9 protein-coding genes, 1 tRNA gene and 1 pseudogene are annotated in these 14,150 nt (G+C 65.8%); 3 read left to right on the forward strand and 8 right to left on the reverse strand.

The genetic code is table 11. The features are described 5' to 3' along the window. A partial coding sequence (locus ABD841_RS35730) for a Mu transposase domain-containing protein (protein ID WP_344981016.1) occupies positions 1–866 on the forward strand: 866 nt, incomplete at its 5' end. Next, on the forward strand, positions 866–1,702 hold the full coding sequence (gene istB / locus ABD841_RS35735; RefSeq protein ID WP_344981018.1) for an IS21-like element helper ATPase IstB: 837 nt from the start codon (positions 866–868) through the stop codon (positions 1,700–1,702). The genes ABD841_RS35730 and istB, both read left to right, overlap by 1 nt. Positions 1,703–1,951: 249 nt before the next feature. Here istB and ABD841_RS35740 read toward each other — a convergent pair. Continuing rightward, positions 1,952–3,126, reverse strand: a protein-coding gene (locus tag ABD841_RS35740) for an IS3 family transposase (RefSeq protein ID WP_425582098.1) whose coding sequence is annotated in 2 segments (ribosomal slippage) — positions 1,952–2,871 and positions 2,871–3,126 — 1,176 coding nt in all. Because the reading frame shifts where the segments join, the coding sequence is not laid out codon by codon here. Between the two features lie 63 nt (positions 3,127–3,189). Here ABD841_RS35740 and ABD841_RS35745 point away from each other — a divergent pair. After that, positions 3,190–3,336 (forward strand): annotated as a pseudogene (locus ABD841_RS35745) (integrase core domain-containing protein); the annotation flags it as partial. Positions 3,337–3,659: 323 nt separating this feature from the next. On the opposite strand, the gene ABD841_RS35750 reads toward ABD841_RS35745, so the two are convergent. The 7 genes from ABD841_RS35750 to ABD841_RS35780 form a co-directional block, all read right to left on the reverse strand. Then, positions 3,660–3,771: transfer RNA gene (locus tag ABD841_RS35750), tRNA-Arg, on the reverse strand. 73 nt (positions 3,772–3,844) lie between these two features. Beyond that, positions 3,845–4,627, reverse strand: coding sequence for a M48 family metallopeptidase (locus ABD841_RS35755; RefSeq protein WP_344981021.1), 783 nt, complete (start codon positions 4,625–4,627; stop codon positions 3,845–3,847). A gap of 14 nt (positions 4,628–4,641) precedes the next feature. Next, complete coding sequence (locus ABD841_RS35760; protein WP_344981060.1) at positions 4,642–8,163, reverse strand: type I restriction endonuclease subunit R; 3,522 nt, start codon at positions 8,161–8,163, stop codon at positions 4,642–4,644. A 150-nt stretch (positions 8,164–8,313) separates the two neighbouring features. Next, a complete protein-coding gene (locus ABD841_RS35765; protein WP_344981023.1) occupies positions 8,314–9,525 on the reverse strand; it encodes a restriction endonuclease subunit S in 1,212 nt (403 codons plus the stop codon). After that, the gene (locus ABD841_RS35770) at positions 9,515–12,109 is read right to left on the reverse strand and encodes a type I restriction-modification system subunit M (protein WP_344981024.1); all 2,595 of its coding nucleotides are present in this window, start codon (positions 12,107–12,109) and stop codon (positions 9,515–9,517) included. The genes ABD841_RS35765 and ABD841_RS35770 overlap by 11 nt, the downstream gene beginning before the upstream one ends. Before the next feature lie 91 nt (positions 12,110–12,200). Then, positions 12,201–12,866, reverse strand: a complete 666-nt coding sequence (locus ABD841_RS35775; RefSeq protein WP_344981026.1) for an RloB family protein — start codon at positions 12,864–12,866, stop codon at positions 12,201–12,203. Further along, on the reverse strand, positions 12,863–14,116 hold the full coding sequence (locus ABD841_RS35780; protein ID WP_344981028.1) for an AAA family ATPase: 1,254 nt from the start codon (positions 14,114–14,116) through the stop codon (positions 12,863–12,865). The genes ABD841_RS35775 and ABD841_RS35780 overlap by 4 nt, the downstream gene beginning before the upstream one ends. Positions 14,117–14,150: the final 34 nt, after the last annotated feature.

Raw genomic sequence — 14,150 nt, forward strand, 5'->3', positions numbered from 1 at the left:
GACCTGACGGCCGAGAACCAAGCGATCTAGCCTCCAACTTCGCCGGGGCGATCCACCCGCCGGTGCTCGTGATGGTCTGCGGGTACTCGCGCTGGCTGATGGCACAGATGCTGCCGTCCCGGGCAGCCGGTGACCTGTTTTCCGGGATGTGGGCGCTGCTGCGCACGCTGGGCGCCACACCCAAGACGCTGGTGTGGGACAACGAGAGCGCGATCGGGCAGTGGAAGGGCGGCTGGCCGCAACTGACCGGTGAGGCGAACGCGTTCCGCGGCACCCTGGGAGTGCGGATCCTGCAGTGCAAACCGGGCGACCCCGAAGCCAAAGGGCTGGTCGAGCGGGCCAACGGCTACCTGGAAACCTCGTTCTTGCCGGGCCGGTCGTTCACCGGCCCGCACGACTTCAACGCCCAACTGGACGCCTGGCTGGCGCATCGGGCCAACACCCGCCATCACCGGCGGATCGAGTGCAGGCCCGCAGACCGGATCGTGGCCGACCGGGCTGCGATGGTGGTGCTGCCGCCGGTCGCGCCAGTGGTCGGGTGGCGCAGCGCGATTCGCCTGGCCCGCGACCACTACGTGCGCGTCGCTTCCAACGACTACTCAGTGCATCCGTCGGCGGTCGGCCGGCTGGTCGAGGTCGTCGCCGACCCGCAGCAGGTGACCGTCACCTGCGCCGGGCAGGTCGTGGCCCGCCATGAGCGGTGCTGGGCCGCCCATCAGACCATCACCGACCCCGGCCACGCCCGAGCCGCGGCGGCGATGCGACGTTCACGCGTCCAGCTTGCACCCGCTGCGGCCGATGTCCAGGTCGAGCAGCGCAGGCTCGGCGACTACGACGCCGTGCTCGGTGTTGAGGGGGTGGCGTGATGGCCGCCGCCACGACGAGAGCTATCGCCGCCACGACCGCCACCGCCGCCGGTAGTGGCAGGAACATCGCGGCGGAGCTGGCCTATCTCACCCGGGTGCTGAAGGCCCCGTCGTTGCACGCGGCCGTCGAACGGCTCGGTGAGCGGGCCAGGGCCGAGTCCTGGACGCATGAGGAGTTCCTGGCCGCCTGCCTGCAGCGTGAAGTCGCCGCTCGCGAATCGCACGGCGGTGAGGCCCGCATCCGCGCCGCCCGCTTCCCCGCCCGCAAAGCGCTAGAGGACTTCGACTTCGACCATCAGCGGTTGTTGAAACGGGAGGTCATCGCCCATCTGGGCACCCTGGACTTCGTCACCGCCAAGGAGAACGTCGTCTTCCTCGGGCCGCCCGGCACCGGCAAGACTCACCTGTCGATTGGGCTGGGCATCCGTGCCTGCCAGGCCGGGCACCGGGTCGCGTTCGCCACCGCCGCTGCGTGGGTCGCCCGCCTCGCCGACGCCCACGCGAGCGGGCGGCTCCAGGACGAGCTCATCAAACTCGCCCGCGTCCCTGTCCTCGTCGTCGACGAGGTGGGCTACATCCCCTTCGAGCCCGAGGCGGCGAACTTGTTCTTCCAGCTGGTCTCCAGCCGTTACGAACGCGCCTCGTTGATCGTCACCTCCAACAAGCCGTTCGGCCGCTGGGGTGAGGTCTTCGGCGACGATGTCGTCGCCGCCGCGATGATCGACCGTCTCGTTCACCACGCCGAGGTCATCAGCCTGAAGGGAGACAGCTACCGGCTCAAGAACCGAGACCTCGGCCGTGTTCCTGCAGCCGAGACCAGCAACGACCATCAGTAACAAACCGCAGCAAACATCAACGCCAGGGGGTCAACTTTCAGACGACGATAGGGGGTCCGTTTTCGAGCGTCGTTGACACGAATTGGCGCATTTCATGCCACAAGCTGCACGGCGGTCAAATGAGGGCCTTGAGTACTCTATGTCCCATTTGCGGAAAACCTGAGGCTTTGATGAAACTCCTACGCATCCGCCGCGCAGAGCCGCTTGAGGGGCCACGGTAATTCCGGACAGCCGTGCTATGAGTGCAGCCTATGCGGCCGTTTGGGTGGAGAGGGCCTCGTTGAGGACCTCCAAAGGTGCCCGGTAGCCGAGCGCCGAGTGCAGGCGCCGACGGTTGTAGAACCCTTCGATATAGCGGATGACCTGGCTTTTCGCCTTGGCCCGGGTGGTGAAGACGAAGTGGTGCAGCCACTCGTTCTTGATCGCGCTGAAGAACGACTCGGCCATCGCGTTGTCCCAGCAGACGCCGGTGCGGCCGACCGAGCGGCGGATGTCCAGGCCGGTCAGGAACCGGCCGAACTCATCACTGGTGTAGTTCGAGCCGCGGTCGCTATGGAACACGGCGCCTCTCTGGAGCAGGCCGGTTCCGGCGGCCATCCGGATCGCGTCGGTGACCAGCTCGGTGCGGTAGTGGTCGGCCATCGCCCAGCCCAGCACTGCCTTGCTGTGGCAGTCGATCACGGTGGCCAGGTAGAGGAAGCCCTCCCAGGTGCGGATGTAGGTGACGTCGCCGACCAGCTTGACGCCCGGCCGTTCGGCGGTGAAGTCGCGGCCGACCAGGTCGGGGATGCCGCGGTAGTCGCCCTGGATGGTGGTGACCGGCCGAAACGTCCGCACCTGAGCCGGAACCAGGCCCTGCTCGCGCATCAGGGCGCGGACCAGCTCGGCTGAGCAGTGCTCGCCGCGCCGGGCCAGGGCGGCGTGGACGCGCCGGTAGCCGTAGGTCTCGTGCGAGCCGGCGAAGACCTCGGCGACCGACGTGGCCGGCAGGACGCGGCGTTGGGCGGTGGCCGAGGCCGGCCGCTCGCGCCACTCGTAGTAGCCCGAGCGGGACACGCCTAGCCAGGCACACATCCGCGCAATCTTGTGGTGGGCCTTCTCCGCGTCGATGAGCTCGTACTTGGCGAGCGTCATCGAGTCTCGGACGCGAAGAAGGCGGCTGCTTTTTTCAGGAAGATCAACTTCTCGCGCAGCTCGGCATTCTCCCGCTCCAACTCCCGGATCCGCGCCCGGTCCGGCCCAGAGACCGGCGGCTGCTCCTGCTGCGCGCTCGCGATCCGATGCCGGTTCACCCAGCTGCCCAGGGTGCTGGCGTTGATGTCGAACTCGCGCGCCACCGACGCGACCGTCCGATCGCCCTCCAGCACCATGCGGATGGCTTCTTCCTTGAACTCCGGCGAGAACTGCCTGCGACGCCTTGCCACGCACCTACCCCTTCCAGACTTCTGTCGGCTTATGTAGTCGACTGTCCGGAATCTGCTGGGCACCTCACCGACAACGCCACGGCCGAGTCCTTCAACGCGAGTCTGAAACGCGAGACCCTGCAGGGCGCGCGCCACTGGCCCGACGCCCGCACCGCCCGCCTGGCCGTCTTCCGCTGGATCACCCGCTACAACACGGTCCGACGGCACTCCCGACCAACGCCTGCTCGTCCACGCTCGCCACCCGTGTGGAGATCGTCCTGACCGTCTTCTTGGCGAGCATGATGCCGTGCAGTTGTCAAGCATGTCCCGAGAACGACTGGTTAAGCATGTCCCGAGACCTCACATCGACAGGGACGGAAGCCATGCCCGAGGGCTGCAGCGCTGCATGAGCATCGAACGCTTCGGCCCATGCGGGAAGGCATTGGGAAGGATCAGCCGCAAACGATCAGAGACAGCCGGACACCATCGGACACATGAACAGGCCCTTGTCCTACGTTTCCGCTGGTCAAAGGCACTCTAATGCTGATTGGACCTGGTGCCCCCGGCAGGATTCGAACCTGCGGCACCCGCTTTAGGAGAGCGGTGGTCGTATGGCTGATTCAGGTAGCGTGATCTGCGCAAACGCCTCGCGCAGCTCCCACTCCTTGCAAGAACATCCCGCGCATGTCCCGCACTGCGGTGGTTGTTCTCTGGCAAGATTGCTGGCTACCTGTGCTAGCTAGACGATCTCTCCCATCCACATTCGCCGGCCAAGGTCGTCGAGTTCCATGCGACGCTCCTTGTATTCGGGCAGTGCTTGCCTCACCAGTCGCCAGAAGCGGGCATCGTGCCCGGGGACCCGGACATGGGCGAGCTCGTGAGCGATGACATAGTCGATCAGGTGCATGGGGAGCTGGAAGAGGGGCCAACCGAGGCTCATTCGGCCTGGTTCTCGTCCATCTTCCTCCGGGCGGTACGTTCCCCAGCGGCTGCCCAGGTCACGTACATCCACCATTGGCTCCGGCACAGACATCCGAGCCGCCCATGGTTGGAGGCGTCCCGTCACCCAGGCATGACCGGTCCGGCAGTACCAATCGACCAGCGCCACCCGGCCGCGTGCCGCGTCTTCGGCCAATTCATGGCTCATGATCAGGCGTCCGGCTGCCAACCGGACTCTGTCGTTCCCTGGCTCGTCTCCCACGAGGGCGAGTCGATATATTCGGCCGAGGTAACGGAAGACCTCCCCCTCTACGAGGCGTTTGGGCGGGCTCAACGGTCGAACCCGCTCTCGCAGCGCACGTCTGCTCATCAGCCAGGTTCGGTGCGCGCGTACGAAATCCTCAGCGTCCGACTCCGAGCGCCCCTCCGGGGCGTGCAGCGTGAGAGCGGCATCCGCCTCCACCGTCAGTGCGAAGCGCCTGCGTCGGGCGTTGACATGCACTCGAAGTGCCAACCCATCGACGGTGAGGAGGCTGTCGTCCCTCAATGCCTGCGGGGCGCGGTCCTCGGCCGGTACGGTCACCTGCCCTATTCTCCTCAAGCCCTCCGCAGGAACTGCGGGCGGTTGTCGTTGGCGTACGCCGCAAGACTCTCCGCAATGGCCTTCATCGGGGCCCAGTCCGCGCCTGCGGGTCGGAGACCGCCGCGGAGCAGCTGACCGTGAATGGCGTTCGCCAGATCACCGATGTCCTGACTCTGGCCCTGGTACGCGACACTGCCCATGACGCGTACGGCCGTGTCGTACACCATGTCGACCAGCTCGCGCAGATCCGTCACCCCGCTGACCCCCGGATTTCCCTCCACCTCCTCCTCCATCAGCCGGTATAACCGCTGTTCCAGTACGCTGAGCCCCGCCAGGGCGGGGTTCTCCTCGTCCTCCTCCCTGCGCGCCTGCTCGATGAGCGGACCCAGCTCCTCGACCTGCTCTTCGAAGCGTCCGGGGAGTCTTCTCAAGATTTCCTCCAGGCGCTGTGAGAGCCGGATGTACTTCTCCGGGTCCTCCGTTCTTACCCGTTCTTCCAGGTGAAAACGGAGCGCGTGGCCCATCTCAGCCGCGGCCTCACGCGCCGGGATGTCCTTCACCATGTCGTCGAAGGCGTCCGAGGTGAGCGAGACCGGCGGGATGACCCGTTCGAGCTGCGGGCCCTCCAGATGAGCGGCAATCATGGACCGGACCTTGCGCCCGTAGCGGCGCAGGGTGAAGGTACCGTCCTCCGCGTCCCGATAGAGCCGCCGGATACGCTTCTGCAGCATCCCCCAGCGCCGGGCGTCGGACACGTACTCCAGAGCGTGTTCGTGGGGCAGCACCCGTTCCAGCGTGTTGAGGAAATTGTGCAGCACCTCGTCGAAGGCGAAACGGTCCTGCTCGTCCTCGAAGGCCAGGGCCGCTCTCCGCAGCTCGGCGAAGCCTGTGAGATCCTCATCGGTGACCCCCCGGCGGTGCAGGAGGCTGCGGACCGCTTCGGCCGCAGGGCGGAGATTCCCGATCTCCTCGGACAGGCTGCGCATGGTGTCATCGACATCGGTCCGCCGGTAGGCGCCGAGTGCTTCGGTGAGGTGCTCCAGGACACCGTAGTAGTCGACGACGTAGCCCACCTGTTTCCCCGGCATCGGCCGATTGACCCGCGCGACTGCCTGGAGCAGCTCTGCGTCGCGAATCGGCCGGTCCAGGTAGAGCACCTGCTCGCGGGGGGCGTCGAAGCCGGTGAGCAGCATCGACTTCACGATGAGGAAGGCGACGGGGCTGTCGGGGTGGACCGGGTCGGGCCCGGCCGCGGATTCCGGCCGCCCACCCGCCTCACTCTGGGACCAGGGATTGTCTCCCGGGGTGCCGTGCGGCGTCTCCCGCGGAGGCGGGTTGAAGGGAACGGCGGCCGTCCAGTCCGGATCCGGCGGCAACTGGGGAAACGGCTGGTGGAAACGATCGATGTACGCCTTCTGCCGTTCCGCGTCGGTCCAGTGCAGCCACCGGCGGTGCTTGCGCTCCGCCCCCGCGGATATCACTGGCACGAAGTCAACACGACGCAGCAGTGCGCGGTACCGATAGGCCATGTGGAGATAGCGCGTCCTACCGTCCATCTCCTCCACCGGGCCGGTCGCCGACTCCGGATCGAACTCGGTGAGCTCCTCCAGGAGGGCGTCCCGCGCCCGGCGCAGGGCATCACGATACTCGACGGCCGCCTTCCGGCTGACCGCCGCGACCTGGGCCTTGAACCCCTCCGGCAGCACCCAGCTCACCCAGTGCTCGAGCATGTCCTCGGCCTTGGCCTGGATCATCGGCTCAGACTCGGCGACGTCGCGCTCGGTGGGCCAGCGCTTCAGCAGGGCTCTGCGCTCGTCGTCCGAACGGTCGCGAACCAGGTCGTCGAAGTTCCGGTCGAGACCGTCCCTGTCGAAGACCTTGCCCTCGCCCGTGCGGCCCTCGTAACGTATGCGCACGACGACGCCGTCACGCTCGGCTTCGCTCATCCGGTACTCGTCGAGGAAGCCCCCGCCGGGACCGCCGCTGAAGATCCGCCGGGTGTCCTCCGTCCGCCCGGTCATGATCGGCGTTCCGGTGAAACCGATCTTCGCTGCGTTGGGGACGGCCTTGCGCAGGGCGGCGTGCAGGACGCTGGTGTGCGAACGGTGTGCCTCGTCGACCAAGACCAGGATCGCGGGAGAGGTGTTGCACTCGGGGAAGTCCGGTTCCGGTGGGATCCTCTCGGGCTTTTCCCCCTGTCTGGCCTGCTCTGCGGCCTCGTAGTCCTTCGCCAGGTCGCGGTCGTCCCCGTCCTCGGCCGCCTCCGCGGCGAACGTGAGCCCGCTTCCGTATTTTTGGATCATCGCGAAGACGACCCGCCTGCCGCCGTCCCGAAGCAGCCCCTCCAACTGGGCCCGAGTCTTCGCGGTCTGGACCTCAGACTCGCTCAGCCTCAGCGTCCAGGAGAGTTGGTCCTGGAGCTGGGTGCGGTCGGTGACGACCACGACCATGAACTCGCTGAGCTCGTGGTGCAGGTGGATGCGGCGCACCAGGAAGGTCATGGTGAGGCTCTTGCCGGAGCCCTGCGTGTGCCAGATGACCCCGCCGCGCTCGTCGGCGTCCCGCGGCCCGCTGCGGATCCGCCCGGTCCGCAGCCTCCGTACGGCCTCCTCCGCGGCCCGGTACTGCTGGTGCCGGGCGATGATCTTTACGGTCCGGGTCCCGCCGGATTCGTTCTCGACGGGGAACGGGATGACGTAGTGCCGCACGATGTTGAGCAGCGCGGCGGGGCGCAGCACGACCCCGACTAGTTTGTGCCTCTCGTTCAGCGGGCCGGCCCTGTCCGGTGTCTCCGCTTCGAGTCTCTCCCGGCGTTCCGGCTTCACGCTCCGCCACGGGTGGAAGTGGTCAGGCGCAGAGGTGACTGTGCCGAGGCGCGCGGTCTCAGCGGTGGCCGCGACCAGCAGCTGCACGGTGCGGAAGAGTTCCGGAACGCCGGCGGGCTCCGGACCGCTCGCGGAGTCCTCCTCGGCGGGGAGCGGATTCCCCGCGTAGTGCCGTAGATCATGTACGGCCTGATAGACGGGGTCGGCGAGATCGGGACTCTTGCACTCGACGACAACGAGGGGGATGCCGTTGACGAAGAGGACGAGATCGAGGACCGACACCTCCCCAGAGCGGTTCCGCACCCGGAGCTGGTCCACCGCGATGAAGTCGTTGAGCGCGACGCGGTCCTCGTGCCACTCGATGTACTGCACGGTCGCGGAGGGACCGCCGTGCGCCGTGGACGGGCCTGCCAGGACGAATCCGCTGAGAAGCAGGTCGGTGGCCTCGAAGTTGGCCTGCACGACACCGCGGCCGAGGGAGACAGAGGCCAACTGCTCGATGGACCTCGCCACGTCGGTGTCGTCCATCCACGATCCGCGGCCGGTCGCCTTGAGGTTGATCCGGCGCAGGGCGCCCTTCAGTTTCTCGACGAGGAGTGGGGCGCCGGCGTCAAGCGTCCCCACCTCCGTGCCGGAGACGTGCGTCCAGCCCATCGCCTCAAGCTGGGCGATGATGGGCCGCTCGACCTCGTCCCGTTCGACCTGAACCACCAACGTCGCCACACCCTCCGGCCCTCGCCTGCCGCTTCAATGATCCATTCTGCGCGTCACAGGGGCGTAAGGGTGAGGGTTCCGCTGAAATGGGACACCTCGATGCGGCCGATCCCTTGGCTGGGGGGAAACGGCGCCGATCCGAGCGACTCAGACGCCGACGCGACCGCTCAGCAGGTCGTCCACGATCCCCTGCTTGAGCTTGCCCAGCTTGGCGAGTTCAGATTTAAGGGAACACTCCTGCTTCGAGAAAGCATCGACGCCTTCGACGATATGCCGTTGCCTGGAGAGTGGCACGAGGGGGAAGTTCAGCGCGGCGAACCGTTCGCTACCAAGGTGGGCGATACTCGTGGTTTTCTTGGCGATGGCAGCGAAGACTCCATTATCTAGCCAACGCTCGAAGACCGCCTGTGCGTATGCGGGGAGAACCTGACGTCCTGAACGGAATCGTATCAGGGTGTTCTGAAAACAAAACTCCCCTTCGTTGCCGCCATAAATGGCACTTCTACCGACGAGTTCAAGACTTTGCCCTTCATTCAGAAGAATATCCCCTGGCCGAAGGCCGTATATCTCGCGCTCACCTTCGTCGAAGGCCATCTTCTTTATATCCGAATAGTCAATTCTCCCTCGGAGGACGTTCGCGACTCGCAGGTAGGGAAACTGTCCGCTCGCCTCACGACTCGACGGGGAGAGCTGCTTCCCCATTCGAACCTCCCCGACCTCGCGGACGGGTACCTCCACATGGGTGTCGCTTTCCGCTTCGAAAAGCCCATCCATGACGCCTGTGCGGACGTCCTTCAACTTCGCAATCGATGCCGTGATGACCTGCTCCTGCCTGGACACCGCATCGACTAGCTCTGTAATCCGCCGCTGCTCAGCAATGGGAGGACAAGGAATCGGCATCGCACCCAACTGGGACAAGCTGATCGACGCCAGGTTTGTCGTTTGCTTGGCGATTCTCAGGAAATATGATTTTCCTTCCGGTGAACCCATGTAGAGGGCAAGGAACTCGGGCAACAGCTTCGTTTCCCGGCAACGCACTCTAAAGACATGGTTCTGATGAAGGCACGGGTCGATCCGGCCGTCCCATAGCGCCCCACGGCCTAGCTTGTCGATGTCCCCGCCTTCTGTGAGCAGGACATCGCCACGCCTCAGGCGGAACTTCTCTACCAAGCGAACGGGAACTGGCATTTTCTTGATATCGGTCACAGAAATATAGCCGTCTTGAACGTTGGCGACCCGCAAGTATGGGAGCATAACGCTTGATCCGCTGGGAGAGCTTCCGTTAAGTGCTATTCCACCGCTTATGTCGGCCACAGAGTCGAGGCGAGGATGGTCGGTTCTCTTCTCGTCAGCGGACATAACCTAGCTCCTTCAAGAAACCGTTCAGGGCCGCCGCCGACCGCTCCCGCTCCGCCTCGATCTCCCGGAACGACACCGCGTACTTGTCCTCCCACCGCCGGTACGCCTGCACTAGCTCCCGGCGGCGCCGTACGACGTGCCCCTCAAGCTTGGCCGCAAGGTCGTCCCGGAGCAGATCGAGCACTACCCTGCGCTCGTCCTGCGGGCTGAGCGCCCGCCGTGCCCGGAACAGGCGCGGTGGCTCCTCATCGAGCTTGGGCGGGTCGCTCGGCCAGGGGAACCAGAAGTCGGCCTCCAGGCGTTTGACCACGGCGGCGGCTTTTGTCCGTGCCTTCTTCACCCGGTCGAGCTCCGCCTGCTGCTCCGGGCTCAGGATCTTCTGTTCGCGCGGCAGGGCCTCGTCGTCGGTCTCCGCCTCGCCGTCCTCGGATGGCTCAGCATTCAGCTCCTTCCACCGCGCATCCAGCTCCGCCTTGCGCTCCTCGGCCTCGGCCAGCTCCTCCAGGAAGTCCGGGGCGATGGCGGCGACCACCTTGTGGTCGTAGGCCTGGCGCCGCTCGGCGGCCGTCCGGTTGCGCACTTTCCTCGTCCTGGGGTCCTGCTCAGGGGTGAGCATCGTCTCGACGTTCTCCACCCACCCGTCCAGGACTCCCGCGAAGCCGTTCTCCGAGAGGGTGAGCAAGTCGTACTTCGCCTCGTACCACCAGCCGGCCACCGCGCCCGCGAGCGCATACCGGTCCAACGGGCCTTCCTGGCTCAACTGCTCCACGAACGACTCGATGAGCGAGCCGCGGACCGCCATCAGCGCCGCCTTGCGCTCCGCGGAGGTCAAAGCGGAGAGGCGTTCCGGGGTCGCGGCCACCGCCTCCAGCCGCCGGGTCTCCGCCTCCCACCACTTCGCGAACGCCCCACGTAGTTCTTCCTCGCGGGGGCGGGCCAGCTCGGCCAGCCGGGCGGCGTCGGGGCGCCTCCCCTCCGGCGGGAAGTCCACGTAGTCCGGGTCCACCGGGTCCCGCTCGGTGAAGAGATCCCCCAGCTGGATCCCGTACGCGTCGAGCAGATCCTTCCTGCCCTCGATCTCCGCGCGCGGCACCCCGCCCGCCAGATGGGCCCGCACGTCCTGCGGCTCCGGCGGCGGCGTGTTGTCCACGTAGCGGCGGATGTTGAGGTTGTCACCGTTTTCGCGCAGCGTCTCACGCTCGACGATCCGGGAGAAACCGGGGACCTCGGCGTAGGCATGGAAGGTTGAAGTGATCTTCTCTGCGTGTTCGGGGAGGAGCATGTTCTGCGCCCGCTCCGCGTGGTACTCGCGGTCGGCGTTGATGAACAGAACCTTGCCCGCGCGCTTCGGATCCTTCTTGCCAGGCGGGCGCAGCACCAGAATGCAGGCTGGGATGCCGGTGCCGTAGAACAGGTTCGGGGCCAGGCCGATGACCGCTTCAATGACGTCCTCGTCCAGGAGGTTCGTGCGGATCTCCTGCTCACCGCCTCCGCGGAACAGCACGCCGTGCGGCATGACGGTCACGACCATGCCGCCGGAGCCCTCACGCTTGGTCATCCAGAGCATGTGCTGGAGGAACATCAGGTCGGCCTTGCCGCGCTCGCTAGTCTTGCCGTACTCCGCTCGCTGGCCGGGGAAAGCAAGGTTGGCGAGGACGTAGTCCATGGAGAACGGGGGGTTACTGAGGACCGCGTCGTGCCGGTCGGCGTCGGACTTGGGCACGTGCGCCGGTGCCGGTTCGGTGAGAGTATCCCCGGTCTTTAGATCGAAGCGGCGAACCCCGTGCAGCACCATGTTCATCGTCGCCATGATCCACGAGCCGCTGTTGGCGTCCTGGCCGGCGAAAAACATATCCGCGGTGTTCCCGCCGTGCTCCTCCACGTACTCCTTAGCGTGGATCAGCATGCCTCCCGAGCCGACGCACGGGTCGTAGATGCGCATGCCCTGCCGAGGACGGACTAGCTCGACCATCATGCGGACCACGTCACGGGGGGTGTAAAACTCGCCGCCCTTACGGCCCGCCGAGTCCGCGAACTCCTTGATCAGATACTCGTATGCGGCGCCTATCAAATCTGGAAACTCGAAGTCGTCGGTCCGCAGGCGGACGCGCCCGAAGTGCGCAATGAGCAGCTTGAGACGCTGGTCGGCAAGTCTGGCCGTGGTGGCAGCCGCGCCGGAGCCGCCGATGCGGTTGAAGTCGAGGTGATCGAAGAGACCTTTGAGCTTGCTGTTCTGCCCCTCGATCGCCTGGAGGGCCGGACGCAGCCGTTCCTCGTTGATGTTGTGGGTGGCCGAGGAGATCCACCTCCACCGGGCGTTCTCTGGGACGAACAGCACGTCGCGTTCGCCGTAGGGCGCGGGCTGTTCCAGAAAGCCGTCGAGCAGCTCACCGGTGAGACCGAGTTCCCGGACAGCATGCTCCCGGATGCGTTCGCGGGCTGCCTCGAACTCGTCGTTAACCCGTTTCAGGAAGAGCAGGCCGAAGATGTAGTCCTTGTACTCGGAGGCGTCCATCGTGCCGCGGAGGATGTCCGCGGCAGCGAACAGATGCCGCTCCAACTGGGCGAGCGTGAGCTTGGCCACCGTACAACCCCCTACGACCTTGATGTGACGGGAAAACCTTACGGTGACGGTGCGCGGGAGGAGAAAACGATCGCCTAGAAACGGGCCGGTCTTAGTAGGAGGTGATCCCGAGGCCCTGCTCGACGAATTGGAAGACGTCGGTGTACGGGTCGCGACTTGGCAGGGGCACGTGGTCACCGTGCTGGGCGTTCATCCGGAGGGCGCGCCGCTTCGCCTCGGCGTAGCGCCCCATGATCTGGTCCACGTGCACCTTCTTGATCTTCTCCACCTCGTTCCTGAAGGGGAGTCGATCCGTCACCAGATCGCATACCTGGTTGAAGGTCCCGGTCACGTCCTTGTGGTGCAGAAGCCGCCATACCTCGAAGCAGGGGTGGGAGAAGGCGATGCGGACCTGCCCCTGACCAGCCTGTTTGAAGGTTCGGTCGAGCTCCTGGTGGTCGTCCCTGTCGAATAAGCACCAGACCTGGGGCCACATCTCCTTCCGCAGCCGGTTGCGCTCCGCTTCCCGGGTCAGTCTGCGCATGAGCGGTACCGCCGCCTCGACCAGGTCGATCGGCTTGCGCTGGGAGCCCGGTGCACCGGCGTTCGCGATGTGCACCTCGACGGGGAGTCCCCGCTCGTCGAGGAGCCTCCTCATGATGTCGATGTACGAAGGCTCGGTGAGCTTGCCTTCGGTGAAGACGTGGACAACCCGGTTGCGCTTGCCACGCTGCTGTCTGGATGGCCCCAGCGCGTCCTTCCCCCGTGTGCGGGTCATCGGTCCCGCTCCGCGGTGCGCCGGTGCGTGCTTACGGCGGACAACCGCCGTACAAACTGCCCCTCCAGGACGGCGGGGACCCCGCCGAAGGCTCCGGCAAGGTAGGACTCCATCAGGTTCTCCTCCTCGCCTGGTTCAGCGGCGGTCAGGGGATACAGCTCCGTGGAGCCGTCCTGGCCCTTCTCCGTCAGCCACACCTGGCCCGGCTCCAGCAGCCGCTCACCGCTCGGAGTGATGAGCAGCGAAGGATCATGTGACGTGAAGACTAGCTGCGCACCCCCGGGGTTGGTATGCGGATCATGGAAGAGCCGAACGACCTCGGCGGCGAACCGTGGGTGCAGGCTCGCGTCCAACTCGTCGACGAGTAGCACGGCGCCCTCGTCGAGCGCCAACAGCAGAGGGCCGAGCAGCGCGAACCAGGATCGGGTGCCGAAGGACTCGCTCTGCCAATCGAAGGCGACGTCCCCGGTCGCCGACCGGTGGATCAACCGCACCGTTGGCCGGTTCTCGCCCTCTTGGACGACTTCCGCACCGGTGATTCCCAGGTCTGCAACTCTCAGCAGTTCGTTGATCCGTCGTGCCCGGCTGCCAGAGAGCTCCCGGACGGTGAACTCCTCCCGCTGCTCTCGCTCGTCCTCCGGGTTGATGGTCCACAGATTGCGGCGGAACCAGTGGAAGAGCGCCGAGAGTTGCGGGTGATTGTCCGTACCAGCTGTGGACAGCACGAGCGCGTTGGAGCGTGTGCGTCTGGCCAGTTGGGTCCGGTCCTTGACCCGATTTCCCGGCCACTCGTATACCCCAGCTCGTGATGCATCACGGTTGAGCCATACCTGACGGTGACCGCGAGGGTAGCTGTGGATCCACTCGGCCTCGACGCGCCTTGAGCTCAGCTCGAATCCGTACGTCCAGCGCACCTCGTCCATCACGAGGTCAACCTCGAAGAAGCTCGGCTCGCGTTCGCTCTTAGAGTCGAGCCGGAATGGCTCACGTGGGATTCCTTCGAATGAGGCCCAACGAGCATAAGAGTTGAGGACTGCCACACGCATGTCGGTCAGCGCGGCCAGAACGTTGGACTTCCCAGAGGCGTTGGCGCCGAAGATGCCGACCAGTGGGAAGACACCCGCGGAACGCCCCCCGCCGAGTTCTGCCTTGCGTGCAGTCGCGCTCGACTCATGTTCGGAGACGATTAAGGACAGCTCCTGCTCGTCACGTAGCGACCGCACGTTGGCAGCACGGAACCGGAGCAGCACGCTGTCCCTCCTTTCTACTCTACGGTTAGGGTAA

The organism is Streptosporangium fragile (assembly GCF_039534445.1).
In the GTDB taxonomy this organism is placed as follows: Bacteria; Actinomycetota; Actinomycetes; order Streptosporangiales; family Streptosporangiaceae; genus Streptosporangium; species Streptosporangium fragile.

What these genes read in the sequence shown, in the direction of transcription:
- istB (WP_344981018.1), top strand. Translation starts at nt 866, where the DNA reads ATGGCCGCCGCCACGACGAGAGCTATCGCCGCCACGACCGCCACCGCC.
- ABD841_RS35775 (WP_344981026.1), bottom strand. Translation starts at nt 12,866, where the DNA reads ATGACCCGCACACGGGGGAAGGACGCGCTGGGGCCATCCAGACAGCAG.
- ABD841_RS35765 (WP_344981023.1), bottom strand. Translation starts at nt 9,525, where the DNA reads ATGTCCGCTGACGAGAAGAGAACCGACCATCCTCGCCTCGACTCTGTG.